Below are 25,431 nucleotides of genomic sequence, written 5' to 3' on the forward strand. Positions count from 1 at the left end.
CTCTTCTCCTTACCTCAGTTGTAAAATGGTATTGAAGGTATCATTCGCCGCTTGCATCACACGTGATGAAGCCATGTACGCTTGTTGAAACTTCATCATGTTGGCCGCTTCTTCATCGAGGTTAACGCCAGAAATAGAAGCAACGCGCTCTTGCGCCGCTTCATGCTCTAAACGAGCGACGGAGGCTAAACGGTTTGCTGTAGAAGATTTCAGTCCAACTTCAGTATTGAGGTTATGATAAACATCGATCAAGGTACTGGATTTTCCATCCATCATCTTGTCTGTTTGGATCTTCTGCATTTTTCTCAAGTTGCCGTTACCACCTTCAGAAGGCACCAAGTTTGCGGTGAATTTATCATTCATCAGTGCGCCTTCGCTCAACTCAAACACGGTTGCATCGCCGTTTTTATACAGCGGATGGCTTTTCGGCACTGAGATTTCAATCATCGGGTTATCTTTATCTAACGGGTATGAGTATTTGTCCGATAGTAAATTACCCTTGTTATCCGTGATCTTTAACCACGGCTTATCATGCTTCTCGTCGGCTGGTTGTACGGTAACCTCAAACTCTTTAACATCCCCCGCCTCACGAATTTTAAACTTGGCGTTACCTTGGGCAAAAGTGGTTGAGGCTTCATAACTTTGTGCGGCAATAGCTTTTGCGTCATTGGTTTCCATCTTTATGATGGCTGCACCACTTCTCGTTGGGCGGAGCAATACGCGCTCACCGGCGCCAAGGCCTTCACCAATTTGCACTTTCATACCATCCAGAACAAACGACGAATCCGAACGGTCGATGTTCAACGACATTTGCTCACCTTTCGGTGTTGTCACGCTGTATTGGTCGCCATCAAAACGCAGCGAATATTCACCACCTTTGATCGCGGAAATGTCCTCGATGTAAACCGCAACATCAGCTTGTGAGTCAGGCGCAGCAAAAACTCGAGATTTTGCCACCAGCTCAGAGTTCACGTCGGTAAATACGTCTTTACCTATCTTGCCGTTGAGATCCAGACCTTGAGATTGCAGCTGATTAATTTTGTAGGAAAAGCCCGTCGCTAAACGGCCCATTTCATCTTGCAGTTGTGGGATGTGTTTGTCGCGCATTTCAAGTAAAGCGCCGATTTTGCCATCCATATCATCAGACTTGATCGCTTTAATGCCATTCCCTTCCACCATTGCTAATCGTCTTTGATGAACATCCGGATAGCCATCGATCATTTTGAGCTGGCTTGCTTCCGTGCCAGAAACAAGAGTGTGTCCATTGCCGATATGAACATTAAACCCTTCCGCATTTTTGCGTGGGGTTACGGTAACTTTGGTGTACTCTGACAGCTCAGTAACCAGCTTTTCATGCTGATCCATCAGGTCATTATGTGGACCGGGAGTACGCATCATCAGTCGATGAATATCGCGAATTTCCAACGCAAGTTGGTTAACGCGCTCAATGCCCATATCCAATTTTTTATTGGTGACATCAGATTGCAGTCGCACGGTTTCGTGGAAATCATTTAATGTATCAGAGAAGATTTTCGCCTTTTCCAATACCACTTTTCGTGCCCCTAAATCGTTCGGGGTATCTGCCATGGTTTTTACCGCATCGAACCACTCATTCAGGTTCTCAGGAATTTTCTTCGATGCCACAGAGCTCAACATACTAGAGAGCATATCAAGATTGTCTTGGGTATCCGTTTTGTTGGCATTGTTGGTCGACGACAGGTTCAGTTCATTCACGGCAAACTGATCCCACGAGCGGCGAACATTTTCCACATGCACACCCATGCCGTAGGTAGAACCACCAAACATGCGCGGATCATTCGTGCCTTGGATAACAGACTGACGGCTATAACCCTCTGTATTAACATTAGAAATGTTATGACCAGTGGTGTTTAATTGTCTCTGAGCAGTAAGCACACTTTGAGTACCTACATTCAGAAGATCTGACGCCATACATGCCCCCGAAAACGAAATATAAATCGGCAAAACCGATCACCTAGACACATTAAAAGCAAAAGATGTGCCAAGTGATAGAAAGGCGTAGATGTTCAGATAAAGTGAAGGCTTGCACTATGGCAAGCCTTCGAGAACGTCATAAATTGTCGCAGAGACATTACATACTTTCGATTTTATCCTTCACCTGCAGGACTTTATCTGCGTAATTCGGATCGGTCGCGTAACCCGCACTGTGGATACCGCGAATAAACAACTCTGAATTCCCGCGTTTCTGCAATGCTGTCTCGTAACGTGGGTTGTCATTCAAAAATCGTACAAAGTCATTAAAGCTGTCTTCGTAACTTGAGTAGGAGCGAAACGCTGCCGTCTCTCTCACTGGCGTGTTATCGTGGAACTCTAAAGTTTGAGTCGTCACTTTGTCACCCTGCCAGCTTCGATCTGCTTTGATATTAAATAAGTTGTTGCTGCTGCCACGCGCGTTCTTCACGACCTTTTGTCCCCACCCCGTTTCCAAAGCGGCTTGCGCAAGTAGCAGAGATGGCTCGACTCCTAGGGCTTTCGCAGCTTTCTCCGCGTATGGCTTCATCGAGTTAACAAAGGATTCTGGTGAATCGAATCGAGTGGGTTCATTGCTTGGTCGAGATAGTTGACCAGATTCAATCAAGCGCTGTTCAATCTCGCGCGCTTTTTTCGGGTCAACACGACGATATTCCGCAGCATTGTTTGCCGCATCACGCATAGCCGTTTCTTTTTTGTCGTTCCCTTGCCCAGCCGTTAATTGCTTAACAATCATATCGGCCAGTCCCATTGAACCAGACGAACTCAATTCACTCGCCATCTGTTCATCCAACATTTGTCGGTAGAACTTCTCGTTTTGGCTGTTCATCATGTTGGACTCAAAGCCCTCATTGGCTTCACGCATGGATTTCAACATCATGGAGGTGAAGATCGATTCGAACTGACGAGCAGCCGCATGCAATGCTTCTTGCTCGCCATCTTTTCCCTCTTTCACTGCTTTTTGACGCAGAGTGTCCAGAGAACTGATGTCATGGATAAAACCAATGTCGTTAGGATTGTTCATTATACCTACCTCCTAACCATTAAATGATGATCAACTGGCCTTCAATGGCACCAGCTTGCTTCAATGCTTGTAAAATTGCCATCAAGTCCGAAGGCGCAGCCCCGACTTGGTTCACGGCACGGACCAAATCATCCAACGTTAAGCCTGGTTCGAACTTAAACATTTTGCCTTGCTCTTCGCTGACTTCGATATCCGAGTCTGGTACGACTACGGTTTGCCCACCAGAAAAGCCGTTAGGTTGGCTAACATTCAGGTTTTCTTTGATCGCAACCGTCATGCCGCCGTGCGTTACTGCTGCTGGTTTAAGACGCACATGCTTACCAACTACGATGGTGCCCGTGCGAGAGTTAACGATGATTTTGGCTGCACCATCTGCTGGGTCAAACTCTAGGTTTTCGATTGCCGATAAGAACGCAACACGCTGGCTGACGTCACGAGGAGCACGCACGCGCACAGATGTCGCGTCAACAGCGCTCGCCATTTGTGGGCCGAGGAAGTTGTTTACAGCATCCGCCATACGTTGAGCCGTTGTGAAGTCTGACTCAAGCAAGTTGAACGTGATGTAATCACCACGACCAAATGGGTTTGGAATTTCTCGCTCTACTGTCGCACCACTAGAGATAAGACCAACGGTTGGATTGTTACCTACGATTTTAGAACCGTCAGCGCCTTCAGCACTGAAGCCGCTCACTACTAAGTTACCTTGAGCAACCGCGTAAACTTGACCGTCGAGACCTTTGAGGAACGTTTGCAGCAAGGTGCCACCACGCAAACTTTTAGCACTTCCGATGGAAGAGACAGTCACGTCCACTTGCTGACCCGGTTTAGAGAAAGGCGGCAATTCTGCCGTAACCATGACTGCGGCAACGTTTTTAATTTTTGGCTTTGTGCCTGGCGGCATCTGAATGCCGAAGTTTTGCAGCATGGCGGCGAAACTTTGCTCTGTAAACGGGTTCGCTTCACCCGTACCAGGTAAGCCTGAAACCAAACCATAACCCACGAGTTGGTTGCTTCGTACACCTGCCACTTGCGCGACGTCTTTGATACGTGCGGCTTGGGCTACGGTAGAAAACAGAGCAACGCTCATCAGTACTAAAAGGAGTTTTTTCATGCTTACTTATCTCTTGCAGTCAAATTGCCGTCAGCACGGCGTGTTATAGCGCTACATTAAAGAATCGTGCCAAGAAGCCTGGCTCTTGCATATCTTGTTGCAAACCAGTCCCTGAGTATTGAATTCTTGCGTTAGAAACGCGATTTGATGCAATGGTGTTGTCGAAATTAATATCATCCGGACGAATAGTGCCACTTAAACGTATGTACTCATCACCCGTATTTAGCGTCATCCACTTCTCACCGCGGATCACGAGGTTGCCGTTTGCCAGTACTTCGATCACCTCAACAGTGATGTAACCACTGATGCTATTGCTCTGCTTTGCAGAAGAGTCACCTGCAAATGAGTTGGAGTTGTTTAAGTCATAAGAGAAATTATATTTTCCGCCAATTTTCAGCTCTTCTCCGCCCACTTGAAGCGGGTCCATTTGCGCTTCATTGGTTTTCGATAAATCGGCATTTGCGCTTTTCGTCGCACTGGTTGTCTCATCCAGTGTTACGGTAATAATGTCGCCAATACCACGTGGTTTAGAATCGTCGTATAGATCGGTAATGTGCTCGGCGCTAAACAACGAACCTGTTGCAGCAGCGTAATGCTCAGGCTTGTTTTTCGGATGAATTGGAGCCCAAGCAGGGTCGCCAGCAACCGGATCACTTCTACCACGTAAAGTATCTACAATACCGCTGCTCTCTTCTTTCGATTTATCGCCTTCTACTGCGTCGACCACAGTGGTTGCTTGTGTCACTTCATCCGTTTCAATCGGTTCCAACATGGCACAGCCCGACATCGTAGCAATCAAAGCGAGTAGGCAAATACGTTTCATCGTGAGCTCCTCAAATCTTGCTCTTAATCGTTACAATTGCTGGTTAACGAAGCTCATCATTTTATCGACTGACGAGATCACTTTTGAGTTCATTTCGTAAACGCGCTGGGCTTCGATCATGTTGACCAACTCTTCTGTTACATTCACGTTGGACGCTTCCAGCATGGATTGACGAATTTCCCCCAAACCGTCCAAACCAGGAACACCCTCTTGTGGATCGCCACTGGCACCCGTTGGTAAGTAAAGGTTCTGACCAATTGGCTCTAGGCCACCCGGGTTAACAAAATCTGTAATGGTTAGCTGACCAACGACTTGGTTGTCTTGCTGACCTCGGACGCGAACCGACACTTCACCATCCGTACCAACAGTAATAGAAATCGCATCTTCTGGAATCACAATTTCAGGCTCTACAGGGTAGCCAGAACCCGACGTGACTAACGTGCCTTCACCATTTAGCGTGAACTGACCGTTACGGGTATAACCGATGTTGCCGTCCGGCAATGTCACTTGGAAAAAACCGTCGCCTTCCACCATCATGTCCAGTGCGTTGGTCGTTGTCTGTGCATTGCCGTGCGTGTGCACTTTTTGCGTCGCAACCACTTTAGAACCCGCACCTAACATCAAGCCACTTGGCAGTTCCGTGTTCTGAGATGACTGGCCGCCAGGCTGGTTGATGTTCTGATAGAACAAATCTTCGAATACTGCACGGCTCTTTTTGTAGCCGACAGTAGAGGCGTTCGCCAAGTTGTTCGAAATCGTGGCAATGTTGGTTTGTTGGGCGTCTAGACCTGTTTTACTTACCCATAGTGCTGGATGCATAGTGAACCTCTAACTCTGTTAACTCATACGAAGCAGTGAATCTGAAGATTTATCCATTTCTTCAGCTGTGCTCATCATCTTGACTTGCATTTCAAACTGACGTTGTAAGTCAATCAATGCGGTCATTTCACCTACGGCATTCACGTTACTGCCTTCTATCGCTCCCGTCTGGAGACTAACAGTCGCGTCTGCTTCGTAAGGTTGGTTTGGAGTTTTATGGCGAAATAAGCCATTGGTGTCTTTAAACAAGCTTTGGTCATTAGGCTTAACGAGCTTAATGCGATCAACCGCTTGGAATTCTTCTGCCGGGGCACCTTGAGGAAGTACAGAGATGGTGCCATCCCGACCGATTTCAATTTTGGAGAGAGGAATAGGCAAAGTAATCGGCGCATCGTTTTCACCCAGCACCAAATGACCACTTGCGTTGGTAAGCATGCCATTTTGATCGACTTTTAAGTTGCCGTTACGGGTCAACCCTTCTTTCCCTGTGTGATCGAGTACCGATATCCAACCGCTGCCTTCAATCGTCACATCCAGATCACGCCCTGTTGTAATCACGCTACCTTGAGCAAAGTTATGCCCTGGACGCTCTGTCATGCTGAACACACGTGAAGGATGGCCTTCACCATAAGCCTGCATTGAGCGAGCCTGTGCTAAATCAGCCCGAAATCCGGTCGTGCTTACGTTAGCCAAGTTATTAGCGCGCAATTGTAGTGCCTGCATATTTTGCTTGGCGCCACTCATTGCGAGAAACAGTGCGCGATCCATAAATTACTCCAAAAAATCTCTCTGTACACGGAGTAAAAGCAATAGTTATGCCAAAACAAAAATAGGCTTATCAATCAATACTTTGAATTAACAATCAACAATTAAAAGAGGTCAATAGGGGCAGAAAACTGTAACGAGAGGCAAGGTTTTGATCCATACGGCGGCAACAGCGGCAAATCGTAGATCAAAGCATGCTTAGCCTGAGTGAGGTGTATTCAGGCTAAGCATCAGATGAATGTCATGATGAAAGTGAACAAAGCGGTAATTACTAAGAAGCAACCACACGCCATTACTTACTCAAGCAGAGTATCGAATGACCCAGCTAGTGCTCTAGCGGATCTGTAAGATATTCTGTTGTAGTTGGTTGTGTACTTCTAGCGAACGTGAGTTTGCTTGGAAGTTACGCTGAGCAGAGATCAGGTCCACCAACTCCTGCGTCATATCAATGTTTGACTGTTCCAGCATACCGTTATTGATGGTGCCGAAAGAGCCTTTATTTGATTCACCCCAGATCTTGTCACCAGAGAACTGCGTTGAATCCCATTGAGTGCCGCCTTTCTTATCCAGACCTTGCTCGTTCGGAACACGTACGAGAGCAACACGACCCAATGTAACGTTTTCACCGTTTGAGTAAGTTCCCAATACGCTGCCGTTTTCATCGAAGTCAACTTTGGTTAGGAAGCCCGTCGTTGCACCGTCTTCGTCAAACTTAGTCAGTTCGAACGGAGCCGCAAACTGTGTTGCTGAGCCTAAGCCGAAGTTAAGCGTCTGCGCGGGATCGGCACCATTCATATCGACTGGTGTCGTGTTCGTCGCCGGATCGCCCAGAGCCACAGAAGTGATTGGCTGACCATTGTTCAAGCTCGCCAACGTACCATCGTTGTTGAACTTCATGGTATGCCCCACATGACCTGTTGGCGTTTGCGCATCACCAGCCGCAACATTTAAAGGCTTTTCACCTTCTTTATCTGTCACGGTGTAGTAAGTGTTCCATGTATTTGGCTGAGTCTGATCTTTCAAGTAATACGTCGTTAGCTTGTAAGACTGACCCATCGAGTCATAAATTGTCGAAGAGGTTGAACGGTTGTATGTATCTGGGTCTGAAAAATCAAACTGTGTTGGATCTTTCAAATCGCCGTTCGCTGGCAAGTTCACACCCACTTCAATGTTTGCTGTTTGTTTTGGCTTACCAAATTCAGCAGGAATATTGATGGGTTGTGGCTCGTATGAAGAAACCTCACCAGAGCTTGGGTCCACTTGGTAACCTAATAAGAACTCGTCGTTCGCGGTCACCATGTAGTTTTCTTTATTTAAGTGAAATGCACCATTACGTGTCAGTTCATTCTGTTGTGGAGTTAGACGCTCTTTCGCTACAGCGAAAAAACCTGTCCCCGAAACACGCAAATCCATTGGGTTGTTGGTGTAAATGCTAGAGCCTTCATGGAACTGCTGTGCCACTTGGCTTGCTTGCGCACCACCACCCGGTGTGGTTTTTGCGTTAGTAAATAAAGAGTTAGAGTAGACATCAGCAAACTCAGCACGGGACTCTTTAAAGCCGTAAGTGTTGGCGTTCGCAATGTTGTTACTGGTGGTATTCAAATCCAGTTGGGCGGCGGACAAACCGCTTAAAGATACATATGACATTCCAAAATCTCCTAATCTAGCGAGCTATGACTACGCTTTGCCGACTTCCAATACTTCTGCAAGTCGAACTGGCGATTCAAAACCAGCCAGATTGAGTAATACGTTTCCGTCACCTTTGCCAAGCAATACGCTGTTTACGTTGGCATACGTCGATACTGGGAACTCTTGCGACTCCCCCTCAACTAAGCCAGACGCTTTCACTTTGTATTTGCCAGCTGGCAGTGGATTTCCGCTTTCATCTTTACCGTCCCAAAGCACACGCGTGTCGCCGGCTGGTTTCGCCCCTACCTCAAAGGTACGAACCAGTTGGCCAGCTTCATCCTCTACACGAACAAACAGATTATCGATAGATTGTGAAAGCTTAACCATTGCCGCCATTGGTGCGTCGTCCTGCTTCACACCTGCTGCTCCTGGGACCAATACGTCACGCCCTACCAAAGAGGAAGCTTGTAACGCTTGATTTGATGTCATTGACGAATTCAAACTCTCAAACTGAGTGTTCATCTTGCCAATGCCATCAACGGTCGCAAATGAAGCCATTTGCGCAATCATCTGGTCATTACTTACCGGCTTAAAAGGGTCTTGCTGAGACAGTTGCTTCGTGAGCAATGATAAGAAGTCTTCCTGTTTTAGGTCCTGCTTACCCGTGCTCTCTTCCGCTTTCTTGTTACTCTCTTGTAGACTTTTAAGCTGGTCGATATAGGACAAGCCGCTTTGACCAACGTTGTTAATTCCGGCCATACGCTACCCCCTTATCCTTATTGACCCATCTGCAGCGTACGCAGCAGCATTTGTTTACTAGAATCAGCGACCTGTACATTAGTTTGGTATGCACGAGAAGCTGAGATCATGTTTGCCATTTCTTCCATTACATTGACGTTAGGCTTGTAAATGTAGCCTTCTTCGTTTGCAAGGGGATGGTCTGGGTTGTACTCCGCACTCAGCGGTTTATCACTTTCTACAATACCCATCACTTTCACTGGCACCGTATCACCGCCACGCATGGCGTTACTTAACTCTGCACCAAACACGGCATGACGCGCTTTGTAAGTGTCTTTCGCAGAGCTGCTGACACTGTCGGCGTTCGCCAAGTTGCTTGAGGTAGTATTCAGACGAACGGATTCAGCGCTCATTGCGGAACCTGTCACATTGAAAACGTTAAATAAGCTCATCTAAATTATTCCCCTTTGATTGCTTTGGTTAAGTTCTTGAATTTGCTGCCTAGAAAGTCGAGTGATGCTTGGTGTCTGATTTGGTTTTGCATAAACAAGTTACGCTCTAAATCCAAGTCTACCGTGTTGCCATCTCCCGTATCTGGTTGCGTAGGAAGACGATATAACTTGTCCCCAACCAACGTTGTAGTGGCAGGAATATGCCGACCATCTGTGCGACTAAGACCAATGCTTGCCCCAGATGTTGCCGCTTGCAATTCCTTCGCAAAGTCTAAACCTCTTGCTTTGTAACCAGGCGTGTTTGCTTGTGCGATGTTGGTGGAAATCACCTCTGCATTGCGCTCACGTACGCCCACCGTGTGCTGGTGGATGCCTAGTGCATTGTCAAAAGATATAGCCATGTTTGCCTCTACAATTAAGAACTGACCGTGATTGATAACCAAAAAGCAATTAGCATGCCAAAACCTAAAGCATTACACCAACCTAGTGGTTACCGTGAATTGAAATAGCAATAAGTGAGCCAAAGTAACTGGAATGTCATGTCGTATCACTTTGCTCACTTAATAAAGATACACCGTGTTGAGGGCACAAGGCAAAAACGCGCTTCAACTAATTGAGTGATACATGAAGCGCTCGGCGCAGAAAGGTAACAAACAAAAAAGCCTGACACGAAGTCAGGCTTTTCTATCAATGAAGAGATACCGCTATTTAAGCTTGTAAATGATGCCCGGATTACAGCGCACCATTTCAAATTTATCAGTCAGACCAGTTAGCGACTCTGATGCCCCTAACAGCAAGTAACCACCAGGGTTTAAACTGCTCGCCATTTGGTTAAGCACTTTAGATTTCATTTCTGGAGAAAAGTAAATCAATACGTTACGACAGAAAATGATGTCGAACTTACCCATCAGTGCGTAACTGTCCATCAGGTTTTGTGGACGAAAGTTCACCAAACGCTTGACGTTATCTTTGACTTTCATGCGACCACCGTCCGCATTTTCAAAGAAGGTGCGACGACGTTCTGGTGAAAGCCCGCGACCCAAAGCCAAGTTGTCGTACACCCCTGCACGACACATCTCGAGCATACTTGCCGAAATATCTGTGGCTGTAATGGACACGTTTGGTAACAAGCCCGGCTTGCGCTGTTGCGTTTCCAGGATCGTCATTGCAATAGAATACGGTTCTTGGCCCGATGAACTGGCAGCAGACCAGATCTTAATTGGGCGCTTGCTTGCCGCTACTTCTGGCAATAATTTGTCAGCTAAAACCGTGAACGGATAAGTATCTCGAAACCACAAGGTTTCGTTAGTCGTCATCGCATCCACAGCGGCGACTCGTAATTCTCGATTACGCCCTGTAACAACATCACGTAGCAAATCTGATAACGATGCGAGCTTAAACTTCGTCACTAAAGGACTCAGTCGGCTACGCACGAGGTATTGCTTGCTATCACCTAACACGATGCCACATTGCGATTCTAGAAAACGGCTAAAGTCACGATACTCTTGATCACTGATTGTAATAGCAGTCATTAATGTCTCTTTTATTGTGTTAATGCAGATTTAACCGCGTTACCCAACTCATCTGGGTTAAATTTCGCAATGAAGGTGTTGGCACCTACACGCTCAACCATAGCTTGGTTGAATACACCACTTAATGAAGAATGGAGGATAACATAAAGGTCTTTCAAATCGGCATGTCTGCGAATTTCAGCCGTTAAGGTATAGCCGTCCATTTCTGGCATTTCAATATCGGAAATAACCAACGAAATTTGATCGTAGATATTGCCTTCTTGAGCCATTTCAATCAACTTATTGTACGCTTCTTTGCCGTCTTTGACAGATACGACCTCAAAACCGATGGATGTAATCGCACGCTCTACCTGTTTACGCGCGACCGTCGAGTCATCAGCAATCAGTATGCGGCGTACAATAGGCTTTTCTTGTTCTGCTTGTGCGATTTCTTCGCCAATAGCGGAATCCATCGTTTCATCAACTGGCGCAATTTCTGCCAGGATTTTTTCAACGTCAAGGATTTCAACCAGCTCATTGTCAATGTTTGTAACGGCAGTCAAGTAGTGCGCTTTACCTGCGCCGTCTGGCGGTGGCAAAATCGCTTCCCAATGCATATTGATAATACGCTCAACCGATGATACCAAAAATGCTTGGATCGTACGGTTAAATTCTGCAATAACAACAAAACATTTATCTAAATCAGTGGTTGGGCGGCCACCAATTGCCAGGCTCAAATCAATAACGGACACGGTATGGCCGCGGATATGAGCGATACCTTTAACCAGAGGGTGTAGATTTGGCATTGAAGTCAGCTTAGGGCACTGTAGTACTTCTTTCACTTTGAATACGTTAATGCCGTAGCGCTGTCGGCCCATCAGTCGAAAGGTCAATAATTCCAATCGGTTCTGACCGACGAGTTGCGTACGCTGATTCACCGAGTCAAGAATCCCCGTCATATGCTCATCTCCATCTCAAACTTTTTGTTTTTAAATGATACTCTACCACTGGCAAGCACGATACCAGGGAGACAGTATGGCGTATTTCACTTTCACTTCGACACCATTGACTATGACAATATGTAGAGCGCTAATTACAAAGTACGCTAAGTCTATCGGCATTTTGCTCAGTATGTTTAGCTTTTTTGTTCATTCAGCTTCAGATAATCAGATCGAGCAAATAAAAACAGCAGCAGAACAACATATTCTTGCTACGGTTGATCAGCCTGATGGTGGCGAGCTATCTGTTAATGCGGCAGAGATCGACTCGAGAATAAAAGCAACGGATTGCCCTGTTCCGTTAGATACATCTGCCTCTTCCACCAGCAGCACGAGAAGTAACATCAATGTGTTAGTGGAATGCCAACCGGATGACTGGAAAGTCTATGTCCCTGTGAGGATCTCGGTATCAGTACCAATGATCGTCGCTACACGAACACTAGGGAGAGGAGAAATCGTCAGCGCATCGGATGTTACCACTTCCATGATCGAGCTACAGCGCTTTCGTAAAGATGGATTTTCTAGCTACGATCAAGTGGTTGGGGCAAAGCTAAAGCGTAATGTTCGCTTAGGCGATGTCGTAGAGAGAAATGATGTTTGTGTGGTATGCCGAAATGAAAAGGTCATTATCAAAGCGGTGAATTCTGGCATGACGATCACAACGCAAGGCACAGCATTGCAGGATGGTTCAGCTGGCGATCAAGTAAGAGTGAAAAATGATAAGTCGCAACGTATAATAGAAGGCATAGTGACTGACATTGCGGAAATCACTGTTAATTTTTAATACCCACTGGTAGCGTGTTTAAACTGATCAATAAAAATGCAAAAAATGACTAAAGTTATTTTTGCGCTGGTCGATAGTCTGGATACCAGTATTACGATACAAGGCAAAGGTTAAACATGGCAGGTATAGATAATATACGTTCAGGGCAAATGATGACGACAACAAGTCGCGCACCTGCACGTAACGATTCCAATGCTACCAGCACGACAGAATCAAAAAAGGCGCCAGCGCAACAAGACGCAGTATCACTCAGCCAGCAAAGTAAAGCCGTCAGTAAACTCCAGAAGGATATGGCAGCTTCTCCGGCATATGACAGCGCCAAAGTTGCAGCAATCAAAGAAGCTATCACAAACGGTTCATACAAAGTCGATCCTGAAAAATTGGCTGACAACATGATTAAGTTTGAAAACGAATTGCAAGGCAAAAGCTAACTGACTTAGGCCGAAGGTAAGTATTTTATGGCAGCATTAGTCGATCTCGTTAATTTCCAGCTAGAAAATGCTAAGGCACTTTCCGCTGTTTTACGCCAAGAAACACAAGCAATAACGGCGCGTGTCTCTACCGAGATTGAGAACATTGCCAAACAGAAGATGACGCTCATTGATCAGCTCAGAACAACTGATCAGCGAATCGCCTCTCACCCGCACGTCAATCAACTTACTGAAGATGAGCACCTAAGTCAGGTTGTTGCTCAAATCCAATCGATCGTCCTCGACTGTCAACAAGTTAACCAAGTAAATGGCGAATCGCTTAGTCGCGCACAGCTGAGCTTCAATAAACTCAACAACATGCTCCAGCGAACTCATGGCAAAGTTGGCATGACCTACAATGCGGGCGGAAAAACCCACACCATCTCGACGCTTGGCACCAATATAAAAGCTTAAACGTCACTCCTACCCTCAATTCCCGCGCTCACGTAGATATAAAAAAGCGACTCATTGTTACCAATCAGCCGCTCAAAAAGATTATCTGTCTAGTGAAATGGTTTAAAACAAAGTTTGCTGACGCTTCTCAGGCACTTGCTGAACTTCTCCATAATCACGTAGCTTATCCATCTTACGGATATCCAGACGCAGCTCAGTCACATAACTGTCTTCAACAAGATAACTACGCACAACTTCTGCACCACGAATTACACCATCGACGGCACCAGTGGTGCTTTCAATACCCAAACGCTGGTCTTGCAGCTCTGCTCGTCCACTAACACGCATGCCATAAACTTGCTCTGCTAGCTCACGATAAGCATCAATTTTTGATGCGCGCATTGCTCGTACACGCTTTTCTTCTACTGTGCGGCCTGTCTGCTCACTGACGCTGGCGTAGCCCACCGCCACTAAGATTTCATCTTGACGCATCTGTTGTAATGGCTGACACCCCACCAATATCAGTGTGGCAACAATAAATAATAACTTCTTCATGCTTCTATCCTATGGACGGAGAATCACAGTGTACGGCTGACGAATGGTAGGGTCAGAACGAATCAACACACCATCTTGTGTGCGGATGCTATTTAACGTATCTAAGTCACGCCCAATACGGTCAGCCGGAAGGAAACCTTGCGCTGTCGCTACAACTACACGGCTTTGCATGCCAACCACGCGTGCATTGACAAGCACTCCGCCCTCTTGGCGCAACATTGTTCCGGTCAGTACATACTGAATTTGCTGCTCTTGAGCTAAATCTTGCCAATCACGACTTAAAGCAAAATCGCCCTGCTGCGTCACTTGAATAGAGCCCGTAGTTTTGAAATCAACCACTTTAAACCCTCGGCGCTGAAACTGATGGATAAAACCTTCAGAGACCGAGTTACCTAACCAGTTTGTTGCATCCATATTTTGTAGATCAACAAACGAGGTAATCGCAATCGGTGTCCGCGCTGATACTGCCACATTAGAAACCATCAGGTCTTCTGTCATGCTCTCAATGAAAAAGTCCATCGTATGACGCGGACTATCCATCAGCATGAACTGGCTTCCCGAGTACGGTTCTTTACCATTGTAAATCGGTGAGTACGCGCACGATGTCAGAAGCGTCATCATCGATGCGGCGACAAGCCACTTTTTCATGGTTTGATTCTCCAGATAATCTTAGGTGATACCGTTCTTTATTAATTCCTTTCCAAGAAAATGAATATTGGAACAGTCTTTGCTTTTCTTTGTTTGTCTAACGAAGAAAAACCCACCAAACTTCACTGAATTTGTTAAAGCAATATTTATACCCGAACGGTTGTAACCAATGAAAAAAATATTAAACAGTCTGTTTTCAATCACTTTAGTGATGCTTGTGCCTTTTAAGGTAATGGCATCTTGGTATGAAGTCACAGGCGTTGCCACCATCGTTTCTTCAGAAGAGACGGCAAGGCTCCATGCGTTGGAAGACGCGCTGTTCAAAGCCGTCAATTTTTCGGGCGCAGATATTGGCAGTATTAGCAACTTGATGCCGCTATTAGAAGAAAGCCGCAACGAATACCAGTTTACCAATCATGAAGTCCGTTACATTTTGGTCGAGTCTGAACGCAAACGTCGCGGTAAAGTCGAGGTAAAAATCCGCGTTGATATTTATCCATCGGCAACGGGTTGCCACACCGATCAATACAAAAAGACAATGCTGGTCGGCAATATTGAGGTCGCATCACCACAACAAGCAGTGATGGGACAAATTTATCAAGTTGGTGACGATTTTAGCCACGTAGTGAACCGTCAACTTGATCAAACCTCACGCAGCTTTGTGTCTGTTGGTACAACGGACTACTCAATAAGCAGCAACTATCCTGCTCGCACTCAAATGATCGCGCAAGACAATGGCGCACAATACATCATTGGAGGGGTCATCACCGATCTCACTGCAACGGTCGAATCTCAACTATTGCAAGATGACATCATCAATCGTCAGTTTGCGTTAGAAATGAAAGTATTTGATGGTAAAACTGGCCATGAAATCTTCAACAAAGCCTACCGTGAGGTCGCGCGTTGGCCATTTGCTAAGACGAGTCAAGTGGACACTCGTAGTGCACGTTTTTGGGCATCGACCTATGGCGAGATGATGCTTCGCGTTAGTCGCAATATTATGTTGGATCTGGAGTCGGAGCTATCTTGCAAAATTACACTGCCAGAGGTTGTGGCAGTCTTCGGTAATACCGTAACGATGGATCTCGGCCGTATGCACGGCGTAAAAGAGGGAGACAAATTACAGCTTTGGCACACCGCGTCGTTTATCGACCAAAATGGATTGCCAAGAAACAAAGTCTCGCAAAGCGAAATTACATTAACGGTATCACGCATATACGAACACGAAGCGGAACTGACGATTGATCAGCCAAATTTAGCATCTAGCGTTCAAATTGGCGACGTAATGAACAAGATCCTATAAAAGCAAACATTAAGTCTTGAGATATGCTCACTTTTGAATATCATAGGCAGCGCATCTTATTTGATTATACCAATGACCGTAGCGAATCGTTCAACGTGATGCTGATACAGATCTGGTAGATTGCTAGATTTGAACTCAGTAAAACAGTGCAATGAACTGCAACTATTGGTATTACGCCCCCATGGCACAGCTGGATAGCGCAGTCCCCTCCTAAGGGACAGGTCGTAGGTTCGAATCCTACTGGGGGCGCCATATCATAGCCTTAGCTCCCACTTGAGCTAAGGCTTTTTTGTATCTTCAATTTCAAGCCTCGCACTGCTCCCCCTAGTACATCGTGTTAGGTAATCTTCCCAGTAATCAATATGATCGGATCAGGTGTTTCGGTTACGGGATAAAGTCTTCTACTGATCTGACTTCTTCCCCTTGAAATCATTTCAACAAGCCCTATTTACAGTTTTGTATTTTATTACTTTAATTATCTATGAGTTTTGCTTACCCTTTTAGCTATTAATAAAATTATTAGTTAGCACTATGTCTAAGAGCAATTTAATAACTAACACTGGACACCGCTTTATTTCTAAAGGCAAGACAGCCTTTAAGATACATATCCATACCCCCGAGGATACGGTACTACACCGCTCGGTAGGATTTGTTCGTATTGGAGAAAAGAAAGGCTTACAAAAAGCCATTAAGCTGAGAAACGAGTTAGGCCGGCAAATGTGGGGCAAATTCTGGCGACGTCTTTTGAAAGACCCTTACCTAATGACCAGGCTTCCACATAGCGTTGAGCCTAAAATCGTTCACAAGCCTAACCCTACTCTTGAAAACCCTGACAACCGAGATACGTGTTACATCGCCAAGTGGCGAGAGTTCAATGATGACGGTGAGTATAAATATAAAACGGTGGTTCGCTCTATTAGTAAGTACGGCAAACTTGCCGCCTACATGCAAACCAAAAAAGCGTTGTTAGAAGCACATAAAGATAACTTGGAGATCCTGACATTCATGGGGCGTTTAAACAGCATTGATCTTAAGTAATACCTAGCCACTTTGAACATTTCAGTCAGTTTTTAAAGAGAAATAAAAAGCCCCAAAGAGCGAACTCTTTGGGGCTTTCAGCTTCAGTCTTCTATACTACGGTCGAATAGGAGCTTATTGCTGAACTTGGTATTCAAATTCTGGAACAACGACTTCTACGCGACGGTTTTGTTGACGACCTTCACGAGTGTCGTTTGAAGCGATTGGGTTGTTTTCACCTTCGCCACGAGCTTGGATACGTGATGAATCAATACCTTTTTCAACGAGTGCGTTAGCAACAGACTCAGCACGTTTTTCAGAAACTTTTAGGTTGTAAGCTGCTGGACCAGACGTATCTGTGTAACCTACAACTTCAACGTTCGCTTGTGGGTGCTCGTTTAGGAAAGCAACTAGGTTATCAAGTTTTGCAGCGCTCTCTGGTTTTAGAGTTGTGCTGTTTAGATCGAAGCTACCTGTACCAATTGTTTGAGTTTCGAATGTTTTCGTAACTACAACTGGCTCTTCTACCACTTCTTCTACAACCACTTCTTCAACAACAACTGGCTCTTCTACGATTACTGGCTCATCGTTGCCGCCGAATTTGAAAGAAACACCTAGTGTTGCAGTGTTACCTGTCGCACGAGTTACATCGTTGCTGATGTCAGTCAGTGTTTGGTATTCCGCACGAGCTGTTACGTTTTGGCTTAGGTTGAATTCAAGACCAGCCGCGCCTAGGTAAGAGTAATCATCTTTGCCATCAAACATTACGTAAGCGCCACCCACTTTACCGTAAAGTGCGATGTCTTCAGTGATTGGTAGGCTAAATTTAGGAGCAAGAGTGATTGCTTCTACGTGGCCACCGAAAGAAGTTTGGTTAAAATCACCGATGTTGTCGAAACCCGCTTCTACTGCGAAGTATTTATTCATTTCGTAACCAACAAAAGCGCCAAGAGTAGAATCGTCTTTGTCACAAGCCTGGCCCGCTACACACGCGTCTTCCATCCATGACTTACCCATCTTACCACCAACGTATACTTCTGCTTGTGCTGCTGAAGCCATAAGTAGAGACGCTGAAATTACCGCTGCTAATTTTTTCATTATTGATTCCTCTAAAGAAGTTCTTTTGTTAGATGCCGAAATGCGCCGTCTGACTGACGTTGTATTTCAATTCTTTTTATTCATTCCTTGAGTGAGATACTTAGTCAGCTTCTTTTTATGCACATGCATTTTTTTTATGGAAGCAACTTACGTACATTTCCTGTTCAGTGATACATATCGCCATCTCGGTATCGCTGACGGGATGAACTATAACGCTAAGAAATCGCGAGAAAAATCCCAATTCTGTCAATTTATTGTCATCAAAAATCTCGACAACATGTGATCTTAAGCAAAAAAATCCCCACGCAACCACGACGCAAACGTTTGCTTTAATTTTTGGAACAACATAGCTAAAGCAAAGATTTTTCTTAAAAATGAGACAAATAAAATGGAACTTTAAGGAACATGGATAAAAATCAATCAGATATTTGATATATAATCGCTCGTTTTTTATTCATGCCAACGATATTTGGATTAAAAAATCTTATCCATATTGAGGTAAATTACAGGTGAAACCATCTCTTCATTCACCAATATGAGAGAAAGTTTCTCGTTATCTAAATTGAAGATACAAAAAAGCCGCGGTTGCTCACCGCGGCTTTGTGACTATTTATTCAAAAGAACGTTCAGTTCAAAGCAATTATGCGTTTGCTTCACGCTCAGCAATGAACTCAAGCGCCATCTTAATGCGAGCAATACAGCGCTCTTTTCCAACCAGCTCCATTACTGCATCGACAGAAGGAGACTGACCCCCGCCTGTTACAGCAACACGTAATGGCATACCGATTTTGCCCATGCCGATTTCCAACTCTTCACATACTGCTGCGATAACGCCATCTTTGATGTTCGCTGTCGTCCATTCAGTTAGTGCTTCCACTTTCGCTAATGCAAGTTCTAGAGGCTCTTTAGCCACTCCACGTAGATGTTTCTTCGCTGCGCCCGCTTCAAACTCAGAGAAATCTTCATAGAAGTAACGGATTTGCTCAGCTAGCTCAACTAGCGTGTTGCAACGCTCACCCACTAGCTTGATCACGTCAGTGATAGCAGGACCATTCGTTACGTCTAGTTTTTGTTGATCTAGATGCCATTGTAGATGCTCAGCAACGTACGCAGGATCTGAGTTCTTGATGTAGTGGTTGTTCAACCATTGCAGTTTGTCAGTGTTAAAAGCAGACGCTGACTTAGATACTGCGTTTAGGCTAAATAGATTGATCATCTCTTCTTGAGAGAAGATTTCTTGGTCACCATGAGACCAACCAAGGCGCACTAGGTAGTTGTTTAGTGCTGCAGGCAGGTAACCCATATCGCGGTATTGCATGACTGATACAGCGCCGTGACGTTTAGACAGTTTCGCGCCGTCATCACCCAGGATCATTGCACAGTGTGCAAATGTTGGTACTGGCGCACCTAGTGCTTCGTAGATGTTGATTTGACGAGGCGTGTTGTTGATGTGGTCTTCGCCACGAACAACGTGAGTGATACCCATGTCCCAGTCATCCACTACTACACAGAAGTTGTAAGTAGGTGAACCGTCAGTACGACGAATGATTAGGTCATCCATTTGATCGTTGCGGATTTCAATGCGACCACGGATTTGATCATCAAATACTACGCTGCCTTCTTTCGGGTTACGGAAACGGATAACACATGGATCGCCATCTTTTGCCGCTTCGTTTGCTGCTTTGATTTTTGGATGGTTAGCATCGTAGCGAGGCATTTCTTTATTTGCTTCTTGCTCTGCACGGATTTCATCTAGCAGCTCTTTAGACGCGTAACATTTGTAAGCTTTGTCTTCAGCAAGAAGCTTATCAACCATTTCGTTGTAACGGTCAAAACGTTGAGTTTGGTAGTAAGGACCTTCATCCCACTCCAAGCCTAGCCATTCCATGCCTTCAAGAATTGCATCAACCGCTTCCTGAGAGTTACGCTCAAGGTCTGTATCTTCGATACGTAGAACGAATTCACCACCTTGGTTTTTAGCGTATAGCCAAGAGTAAAGTGCAGTACGCGCACCACCAACGTGTAGATAGCCAGTTGGGCTAGGAGCAAAACGAGTTTTAACCGTCATTTGAGTTCCTTAGGGGTAATGAGCAACGAGAGATCTCTCGTTGTAATGTCAAGGATAAAAGTGGCGACATTTTACCACCGTAAGTCAATTCTACAATCGGTTTGACAACAGAAATAAAAACAGGGCAGAACCAAAAAGGCACAGCCCTGCTATTTACTGTTAAAGCACGAGACGAAATTACTTCAGGTTACGCATTGCCCATTGCATAAATTCTTGCTGCTCTTCACGGCTCAATTCATTAAACGATGCTTTGATTGTTTTGGTTTCCGCTGGAGAAGACACAATGCTTGCCTTAGTCGATTCTTTATTCATTGCGTTATTATAGTCGGCAACTTCTCGTTCGTAATCACGAAAACCTTGCAAACCACCTTTACGAAGTTGAACCATAGAGAATGCCACTTCTTTTCCTTTTTTGTCTTTCAATACCACTTTAGGATCGAGTTCGAAGGCTCTCGCCTCTTCAATAGTACGGAATGTTTGATAAGTCAGAGAAAGCTCGGTGTCTTTTTCTGCATCAAACTCTAATACCAGCGGCTGCGAATCGAATTTACGGCGCTTTCCATCTTCAAATACGATTTGTCCAACCGTTACCGCTAATTGGTTTTCCCCATCCTTTAACTCGATGCTGTTGTTCTTGGATATCCACTCAGGGTAGACGAACTCGCCGTTGAGAACGCGAGGAACTAATTCAGATTGCAGAGTGAGTTGAGCAGCAAAAGCTGGCGCCGAAAGCATTGCGCAAAGTCCGAGAAGTGTCGTTGTTTTTTTCATCATGGTTTCTCACTTTATACCAATTTAGATAAGCCTCTAAAACTTACAGGCCAGTCATTTCAAAGGCTTATTTGAATAAGTATCAAGATAAAAAGGGCGTTTCCGCCCTTTTAGCTGCTTCTTTAGTTAGAAGTAGTATTCAACACCTACAGAGAACTCGTCGTAGTCAGCAGACTTCCAACGTGCTTCTGTTGGTTTATCTAATTGAGACGCACCGTCGCCAAAGTCTAGAGTACGAGCACGTACGTACAGCACTGCCGATGGGTCTACGAAATACATAACTTGTGCTGATAACACATCGTCCGCTGTATCGTTAATTTTCTTACCATCACGCTCGAGATCAAAGTTAGCGGCGTAAGCCAGTTTGTATTGCCAATCACCCGTGGTGTACATGATAGCGGCAGACATTGCATCTTGCTTTTCACTCACACCATTGCTTGCGTCCGCCTCCATGTATTTGTATTGCGCGAAGAAAGAGATCCCGTTATCAAACCAGCCTTGTGCCCCTACCAAGTACGTGTTGTTTTCCCACGTTTGGCTTTCCATCTTGATATTACGGTTACCTTCATATGCCGCATCTAACTGGATAGGACCAATTTTGTAGTGTGCTGCGATACCACCCCAGTAGTCATCCCCTTCACCTAGACCTGCTTTATCACCTGCACCAGCTGCGATATCTAGGGAGAATTTGTCAGCAAACATTGGAGAGTCCCAGCGGATAGTGTTTGATTGACGGTCTTGGTACTTGGCGCCACCAATAGCACCACCCCAGTCGTATACATCGCCGAGACCAGGGTTAGATGCTGGCCAGTCAACCAATTCGTACATAGGTGTCAAAACGCGACCCAGACGAATTTGACCCCAAGATGCACTTTCAAAACCGACGAATGTGTCACGTTCACCAAGACCTGCGCCCTCGCCACCAAAGCTAGGGTCTACATAACCGCCTTCGATTTGCCAAATAAAAGTAGGGTCGAAGTTAGCAAATTGTTTTTTACCACGGAAACCAATACGAGATTCGTTGTTTAGCTGCATGCCACCCAAATCATCGTCCGTTGCTTTGCTACCAGAATCGTAATCGCGGTACGCGGCCTGCATCGCGATGATTCCGTAAACTTCATAAGAAAATGAATCTTTGGTTAGAAACTCTTTTGCTGCGTCACTGTTTGCACCATCAGCAAATGCAGCACCACTGAACATCATGCCGGTAATTGCCGTGGCAAGTAGGCTTTTCTTTAGGTAAGACATTATAAACCCCTATATTTTTAGTTTTTTCCATTTTCAAATTCACTAACTAGGACATGGCAGGAACTTGAAACAGTGTTTGGACGGGGCAAATATGACAAACTTTTTTCGCACTAAAAAACTTTCCCTACAGCAATCTGAGCGACTTCAAAATGAGAAGATCAAAAATAAAATAAATCAATAAAAAACAATTACTTAGCATCAAATATAAAAAATAAAAAACGTTAAAAGTACGTTTTGACACTGAACTGACATTGAGAGCATCTAAAAAACGTGAGCGACTTCATTCATCTTTTAGGTGTTTTAACGGAACTTTATATTCAAAGAGAAAAAACCTTGAGATCACTCGCAAGTAAAATGACCGTGCACTTGTGGGATTCGAGAGATTTTGACGAAATTGTTGTGAGTAGCAAATGGGTATTGACCTTACCCTTGCAGGAAGGTTTAAGCTCATAGCATCACTACTATTGAGGTGCAGATTATGTATCAGTTAGTTATACCTTTATCAGGGCTCAACTGCATGGGCTGTGCGAGAAAAGTTGAGAATGCTTTACATGCGAATCACGATGTGGAGATCCTCAATTTGTCCCCGACGCAAGTAGAGGTCAAAACCGAGTCTTCTCTTAAAGAGCTCGTCTCGTCGATTGAATCTCTTGGTTACCAAGCAGGAAATCACTACGAGCTAAACCTTTCAGGCTTAAGCTGTGGCGGTTGCGTCAAAAAACTTTCATCTTTATTAGAATCTAATCAAGACGTTATTTCTTTTGAGGCTTCAACAACGCACTTAGAGATTCGTACCCTCCTCTCCGAGCAACAAGTGATCGACTTAATAGCAACACTCGGCTATACCGCCAACCTTGATTCTGTTGAAGTAGAGAACGAAAGCTCACCAGAGACCGAACAGGTAGAAAAGCAAAGCAATATTAAAGATACGCAGGTGCCACCAGCGAGTATTCAATTGCAAATGCTGATTCAAGGCATGACGTGTGCGAGTTGCGTCTCTTCAGTAGAGAAAGCACTTACTAACGTAGAAGGCGTTGAGAAAGCACAGGTCAACCTTGCAGAACAAAGCGCACTAATATTCGCAAGCCAAGACTCTGATGACCTCCTTAACGCAATTGTTGAATCGGTAAAACAAGCCGGTTACCAAGCAGAGATCCTACAAGACGCCGCAACCCAGCAAGAAAAGCAAGCGCAGCAACAACGTCAGCAACAAAAACGCTTTAAACTGGATGCTATTGCTGGCCTTGTCGTCGGTGCCCCTTTAATGATTTGGGGCGTTGCTGGCGGCAATATGATGATTCGCAACACCAACGACCAATTAGCTTGGGGCGCGATCGGTATCGTATGTTTACTCCTTCTTGCCACAGCGGGGAAACACTTCTTCAGTAACGCTTGGTTAGCAGCTACTCACAAGCGCGCCACCATGGACACGTTAGTCGTGCTCGGTACTGGCGCAGCGTGGTTCTATTCGATGCTTGTGGTGATTTTCCCAGACTGGTTCCCTCTTGCTTCACGCCACGTGTACTTTGAAGCGAGTGCAATGATCATCGGCTTAATTTCTCTTGGTCACTATATAGAAGCAAAAGCCAAAGCAAACACAACACGTTCCTTACAAGCGTTGATTAACCTGCAACCTCAGCAAGCTACGGTAATTACGGAACAAGGCGATCAACAAATCGCGGTTGAGCAAATCACGTTAGGCATGAAACTGCGTATCAAACCAGGCGAGAAAGTGCCTGTTGATGGCGTTGTGATTCAAGGTGAATCATACATTGATGAGTCGATGCTCACTGGTGAACCAGTACCAGTATTAAAAGCACAAGAGGCTCAAGTGTCTGCCGGGACATTAAATACCGATGGTGGATTAGTCATTGAGGCAACGGGCATTGGCGCAAATACCATGCTGGCTCGTATCATCCGCATGGTGCGCACAGCGCAAAGCAGTAAGCCTGCCATCGCAAAACTGGCAGACCAGATTTCATCGGTGTTTGTCCCTGTCGTTGTTGGCATAGCAATACTGGCCGCGCTCGTTTGGTTTGCCGTTGGCCCAGAGCCAAAAGCGAGTTATATGCTGGTGGTCACCACAACCGTCCTGATCATCGCCTGCCCTTGCGCTCTAGGCTTAGCAACCCCACTTTCTGTCACGGTGGGAGTGGGTAAAGCCGCAGAGCTCGGCATTCTGATCAAAGACGCCGACGCCCTGCAATTGGCAAGCAAAGTCGACACGGTTGTGTTCGACAAAACTGGCACGCTTACCCAAGGTAAACCTAGCGTTCAGAAAGTGTTTACTCACGCCACCAGCCAAGAAGATCTATTGGCTTTAGCGTATGCGGCAGAGCGTCAGTCTGAGCACCCACTGGCAAAAGCGGTATGTGATTACGCCAAACGACACGACGCAAAAGACGTCTCATTAGACAAGTTTGAGAACGTTCGCGGACGCGGCATTTTGGCGACGTATCAAGATAAACCGCTGCTCATTGGTTCGCTTCAATTTATGCAAGCAGAGAACGTTGCAACAGAGGCTCTTCAGAATGCAATTGACGAATGCGCTCAGAATGCATGGACTCCGGTTGCCGTTGCGCTCGATGGTGAGTTAGTCGGCCTGATCGCCATTGCCGACCCGATCAAATCAGATGCGAAACAAGCGCTCTCTGCATTAAAATCGCAAGGTATCAAAACGGTAATGCTGACGGGCGATAACCAACACGTTGCCAATGCTATCGGCCAAGAACTTGGTATTGATGAAGTGATTGCCCAAGTAATGCCAGATGAGAAAGCTCAGCACATTGAGCAACTTCAATCTCAAGGACATGTCGTGGCAATGGTGGGGGATGGCATTAACGACGCCCCTGCTCTCGCCTTAGCCAACCTTGGTATTGCCATGGGTAGCGGCAGTGATGTCGCCATTGAAAGTTCGCAAATGACCATCCTGAACACGTCACCAATGGCGGTAGTACATGCGATTGAACTCTCTCGCGCTACACTTAAGAACATGAAGCAAAACCTATTTGGTGCCTTTGTTTACAACTCGTTGGGTATTCCAGTTGCCGCAGGTGTGCTTTACCCAGCGTTTGGATTTTTGCTCAGTCCTGTTGTCGCAGGAGCGGCAATGGCACTGTCTTCAATTACTGTCGTTAGTAATGCAAATCGACTACGACTGTTTTCAGTAAAGTAACCACTTCTTTTTGAGGGTATT

The 25,431-nt window shown here is 45.5% G+C and carries 24 protein-coding genes and 1 tRNA gene; 7 read left to right on the top strand and 18 right to left on the bottom strand.

The window, feature by feature from the left end:
* Positions 1-9 precede the first annotated feature (9 nt).
* The 12 genes from flgK to MTF70_RS18535 all read right to left on the bottom strand — a co-directional run bounded on the left by flgK (position 10) and on the right by MTF70_RS18535 (position 11,841).
* The gene (gene flgK, locus MTF70_RS18480) at positions 10-1,950 is read right to left on the bottom strand and encodes a flagellar hook-associated protein FlgK (RefSeq protein WP_085570131.1); all 1,941 of its coding nucleotides are present in this window, start codon (positions 1,948-1,950) and stop codon (positions 10-12) included.
* Positions 1,951-2,110: 160 nt separating this feature from the next.
* Positions 2,111-3,037 (bottom strand): flagellar assembly peptidoglycan hydrolase FlgJ, encoded by a 927-nt coding sequence (gene flgJ / locus MTF70_RS18485; RefSeq protein WP_213986697.1) that lies wholly within the window; start codon positions 3,035-3,037, stop codon positions 2,111-2,113.
* A gap of 16 nt (positions 3,038-3,053) precedes the next feature.
* Positions 3,054-4,145, bottom strand: a complete 1,092-nt coding sequence (locus tag MTF70_RS18490; RefSeq protein WP_005393118.1) for a flagellar basal body P-ring protein FlgI — start codon at positions 4,143-4,145, stop codon at positions 3,054-3,056.
* Between the two features lie 43 nt (positions 4,146-4,188).
* A complete protein-coding gene (gene flgH / locus MTF70_RS18495) occupies positions 4,189-4,968 on the bottom strand; it encodes a flagellar basal body L-ring protein FlgH (protein WP_017634834.1) in 780 nt (259 codons plus the stop codon).
* Positions 4,969-4,998: 30 nt separating this feature from the next.
* Entirely contained in the window at positions 4,999-5,787 is a 789-nt protein-coding gene (gene flgG, locus MTF70_RS18500; protein ID WP_005382032.1) for a flagellar basal-body rod protein FlgG, read from the bottom strand.
* Positions 5,788-5,805: 18 nt separating this feature from the next.
* Positions 5,806-6,555, bottom strand: a complete 750-nt coding sequence (gene flgF, locus MTF70_RS18505; protein WP_005382031.1) for a flagellar basal-body rod protein FlgF — start codon at positions 6,553-6,555, stop codon at positions 5,806-5,808.
* A 330-nt stretch (positions 6,556-6,885) separates the two neighbouring features.
* On the bottom strand, positions 6,886-8,199 hold the full coding sequence (flgE, locus tag MTF70_RS18510; protein ID WP_005382030.1) for a flagellar hook protein FlgE: 1,314 nt from the start codon (positions 8,197-8,199) through the stop codon (positions 6,886-6,888).
* 30 nt (positions 8,200-8,229) lie between these two features.
* Complete coding sequence (flgD, locus tag MTF70_RS18515) at positions 8,230-8,940, bottom strand: flagellar hook assembly protein FlgD (RefSeq protein ID WP_005382029.1); 711 nt, start codon at positions 8,938-8,940, stop codon at positions 8,230-8,232.
* A gap of 17 nt (positions 8,941-8,957) precedes the next feature.
* Positions 8,958-9,371, bottom strand: a complete 414-nt coding sequence (flgC, locus tag MTF70_RS18520) for a flagellar basal body rod protein FlgC (RefSeq protein WP_005393132.1) — start codon at positions 9,369-9,371, stop codon at positions 8,958-8,960.
* Between the two features lie 5 nt (positions 9,372-9,376).
* Positions 9,377-9,772 carry a flagellar basal body rod protein FlgB gene (gene flgB, locus MTF70_RS18525; protein WP_005382026.1) on the bottom strand — a complete coding sequence of 132 codons (396 nt, stop codon included), beginning with the start codon at positions 9,770-9,772 and terminating at the stop codon, positions 9,377-9,379.
* Positions 9,773-10,075: 303 nt separating this feature from the next.
* Entirely contained in the window at positions 10,076-10,903 is an 828-nt protein-coding gene (locus MTF70_RS18530; RefSeq protein ID WP_005382024.1) for a protein-glutamate O-methyltransferase, read from the bottom strand.
* An 11-nt stretch (positions 10,904-10,914) separates the two neighbouring features.
* Positions 10,915-11,841 (bottom strand): chemotaxis protein CheV, encoded by a 927-nt coding sequence (locus MTF70_RS18535; RefSeq protein WP_005382022.1) that lies wholly within the window; start codon positions 11,839-11,841, stop codon positions 10,915-10,917.
* A gap of 76 nt (positions 11,842-11,917) precedes the next feature.
* Here MTF70_RS18535 and flgA point away from each other — a divergent pair, with 76 nt between their 5' ends.
* From flgA to flgN, 3 genes are all read left to right on the top strand, one after another.
* Entirely contained in the window at positions 11,918-12,664 is a 747-nt protein-coding gene (gene flgA, locus MTF70_RS18540) for a flagellar basal body P-ring formation chaperone FlgA (protein ID WP_005382020.1), read from the top strand.
* A 116-nt stretch (positions 12,665-12,780) separates the two neighbouring features.
* The gene (gene flgM / locus MTF70_RS18545) at positions 12,781-13,095 is read left to right on the top strand and encodes a flagellar biosynthesis anti-sigma factor FlgM (protein WP_005382018.1); all 315 of its coding nucleotides are present in this window, start codon (positions 12,781-12,783) and stop codon (positions 13,093-13,095) included.
* Between the two features lie 27 nt (positions 13,096-13,122).
* Positions 13,123-13,548 carry a flagellar export chaperone FlgN gene (gene flgN / locus MTF70_RS18550; protein ID WP_005382015.1) on the top strand — a complete coding sequence of 142 codons (426 nt, stop codon included), beginning with the start codon at positions 13,123-13,125 and terminating at the stop codon, positions 13,546-13,548.
* Between the two features lie 102 nt (positions 13,549-13,650).
* Here flgN and flgP read toward each other — a convergent pair whose 3' ends face one another.
* Both flgP and MTF70_RS18560 read right to left on the bottom strand, forming a co-directional pair.
* Positions 13,651-14,082, bottom strand: coding sequence for a flagellar assembly lipoprotein FlgP (flgP, locus tag MTF70_RS18555; RefSeq protein WP_005382014.1), 432 nt, complete (start codon positions 14,080-14,082; stop codon positions 13,651-13,653).
* Positions 14,083-14,091: 9 nt separating this feature from the next.
* The gene (locus MTF70_RS18560) at positions 14,092-14,730 is read right to left on the bottom strand and encodes a FlgO family outer membrane protein (protein WP_005382013.1); all 639 of its coding nucleotides are present in this window, start codon (positions 14,728-14,730) and stop codon (positions 14,092-14,094) included.
* A gap of 169 nt (positions 14,731-14,899) precedes the next feature.
* Between MTF70_RS18560 and MTF70_RS18565 the strand changes: the two genes are divergently transcribed.
* From MTF70_RS18565 to MTF70_RS18575, 3 genes are all read left to right on the top strand, one after another.
* Entirely contained in the window at positions 14,900-16,033 is a 1,134-nt protein-coding gene (locus MTF70_RS18565) for a flagellar assembly protein FlgT (RefSeq protein ID WP_005382012.1), read from the top strand.
* Positions 16,034-16,208: 175 nt separating this feature from the next.
* Positions 16,209-16,285: transfer RNA gene (locus tag MTF70_RS18570), tRNA-Arg, on the top strand.
* Positions 16,286-16,564: 279 nt separating this feature from the next.
* The gene (locus tag MTF70_RS18575; protein ID WP_005382011.1) at positions 16,565-17,071 is read left to right on the top strand and encodes a hypothetical protein; all 507 of its coding nucleotides are present in this window, start codon (positions 16,565-16,567) and stop codon (positions 17,069-17,071) included.
* A 114-nt stretch (positions 17,072-17,185) separates the two neighbouring features.
* Here the strand turns inward: MTF70_RS18575 and MTF70_RS18580 are convergent, their stop codons facing one another.
* The 4 genes from MTF70_RS18580 to chiP all read right to left on the bottom strand — a co-directional run bounded on the left by MTF70_RS18580 (position 17,186) and on the right by chiP (position 22,235).
* Positions 17,186-18,148 carry an OmpA family protein gene (locus MTF70_RS18580; RefSeq protein ID WP_005382010.1) on the bottom strand — a complete coding sequence of 321 codons (963 nt, stop codon included), beginning with the start codon at positions 18,146-18,148 and terminating at the stop codon, positions 17,186-17,188.
* A gap of 640 nt (positions 18,149-18,788) precedes the next feature.
* Complete coding sequence (gene gltX, locus MTF70_RS18585; RefSeq protein WP_005384075.1) at positions 18,789-20,216, bottom strand: glutamate--tRNA ligase; 1,428 nt, start codon at positions 20,214-20,216, stop codon at positions 18,789-18,791.
* 177 nt (positions 20,217-20,393) lie between these two features.
* On the bottom strand, positions 20,394-20,990 hold the full coding sequence (locus MTF70_RS18590; RefSeq protein WP_169644123.1) for a DUF2057 domain-containing protein: 597 nt from the start codon (positions 20,988-20,990) through the stop codon (positions 20,394-20,396).
* 123 nt (positions 20,991-21,113) lie between these two features.
* A complete protein-coding gene (gene chiP / locus MTF70_RS18595) occupies positions 21,114-22,235 on the bottom strand; it encodes a chitoporin (protein WP_005382007.1) in 1,122 nt (373 codons plus the stop codon).
* 478 nt (positions 22,236-22,713) lie between these two features.
* Here chiP and MTF70_RS18600 point away from each other — a divergent pair, with 478 nt between their 5' ends.
* Entirely contained in the window at positions 22,714-25,410 is a 2,697-nt protein-coding gene (locus tag MTF70_RS18600; RefSeq protein WP_205460849.1) for a copper-translocating P-type ATPase, read from the top strand.
* Positions 25,411-25,431 lie beyond the last annotated feature (21 nt).

It is taken from the genome of Vibrio sp. 2CM40D, from assembly GCF_023161825.1.
GTDB lineage: Bacteria > Pseudomonadota > Gammaproteobacteria > Enterobacterales > Vibrionaceae > Vibrio > Vibrio alginolyticus.

Excerpts from the sequence above, each read along its gene's own strand:
- flgF (WP_005382031.1), bottom strand. The coding sequence starts at position 6,555 with ATGGATCGCGCACTGTTTCTCGCAATGAGTGGCGCCAAGCAAAATATG.
- flgB (WP_005382026.1), bottom strand. The coding sequence starts at position 9,772 with ATGGCTATATCTTTTGACAATGCACTAGGCATCCACCAGCACACGGTG.
- MTF70_RS18565 (WP_005382012.1), top strand. The coding sequence starts at position 14,900 with ATGAAAAAAATATTAAACAGTCTGTTTTCAATCACTTTAGTGATGCTT.
- chiP (WP_005382007.1), bottom strand. The coding sequence starts at position 22,235 with ATGTCTTACCTAAAGAAAAGCCTACTTGCCACGGCAATTACCGGCATG.
- flgD (WP_005382029.1), bottom strand. The coding sequence starts at position 8,940 with ATGGCCGGAATTAACAACGTTGGTCAAAGCGGCTTGTCCTATATCGAC.
- MTF70_RS18535 (WP_005382022.1), bottom strand. The coding sequence starts at position 11,841 with ATGACGGGGATTCTTGACTCGGTGAATCAGCGTACGCAACTCGTCGGT.
- MTF70_RS18560 (WP_005382013.1), bottom strand. The coding sequence starts at position 14,730 with ATGAAAAAGTGGCTTGTCGCCGCATCGATGATGACGCTTCTGACATCG.
- flgH (WP_017634834.1), bottom strand. The coding sequence starts at position 4,968 with ATGAAACGTATTTGCCTACTCGCTTTGATTGCTACGATGTCGGGCTGT.
- flgC (WP_005393132.1), bottom strand. The coding sequence starts at position 9,371 with ATGAGCTTATTTAACGTTTTCAATGTGACAGGTTCCGCAATGAGCGCT.
- MTF70_RS18575 (WP_005382011.1), top strand. The coding sequence starts at position 16,565 with ATGTCTAAGAGCAATTTAATAACTAACACTGGACACCGCTTTATTTCT.
- MTF70_RS18590 (WP_169644123.1), bottom strand. The coding sequence starts at position 20,990 with ATGATGAAAAAAACAACGACACTTCTCGGACTTTGCGCAATGCTTTCG.
- gltX (WP_005384075.1), bottom strand. The coding sequence starts at position 20,216 with ATGACGGTTAAAACTCGTTTTGCTCCTAGCCCAACTGGCTATCTACAC.
- MTF70_RS18600 (WP_205460849.1), top strand. The coding sequence starts at position 22,714 with ATGTATCAGTTAGTTATACCTTTATCAGGGCTCAACTGCATGGGCTGT.
- MTF70_RS18580 (WP_005382010.1), bottom strand. The coding sequence starts at position 18,148 with ATGAAAAAATTAGCAGCGGTAATTTCAGCGTCTCTACTTATGGCTTCA.
- flgG (WP_005382032.1), bottom strand. The coding sequence starts at position 5,787 with ATGCATCCAGCACTATGGGTAAGTAAAACAGGTCTAGACGCCCAACAA.
- flgE (WP_005382030.1), bottom strand. The coding sequence starts at position 8,199 with ATGTCATATGTATCTTTAAGCGGTTTGTCCGCCGCCCAACTGGATTTG.
- flgP (WP_005382014.1), bottom strand. The coding sequence starts at position 14,082 with ATGAAGAAGTTATTATTTATTGTTGCCACACTGATATTGGTGGGGTGT.
- MTF70_RS18490 (WP_005393118.1), bottom strand. The coding sequence starts at position 4,145 with ATGAAAAAACTCCTTTTAGTACTGATGAGCGTTGCTCTGTTTTCTACC.
- flgN (WP_005382015.1), top strand. The coding sequence starts at position 13,123 with ATGGCAGCATTAGTCGATCTCGTTAATTTCCAGCTAGAAAATGCTAAG.
- MTF70_RS18530 (WP_005382024.1), bottom strand. The coding sequence starts at position 10,903 with ATGACTGCTATTACAATCAGTGATCAAGAGTATCGTGACTTTAGCCGT.
- flgK (WP_085570131.1), bottom strand. The coding sequence starts at position 1,950 with ATGGCGTCAGATCTTCTGAATGTAGGTACTCAAAGTGTGCTTACTGCT.
- flgM (WP_005382018.1), top strand. The coding sequence starts at position 12,781 with ATGGCAGGTATAGATAATATACGTTCAGGGCAAATGATGACGACAACA.
- flgA (WP_005382020.1), top strand. The coding sequence starts at position 11,918 with ATGGCGTATTTCACTTTCACTTCGACACCATTGACTATGACAATATGT.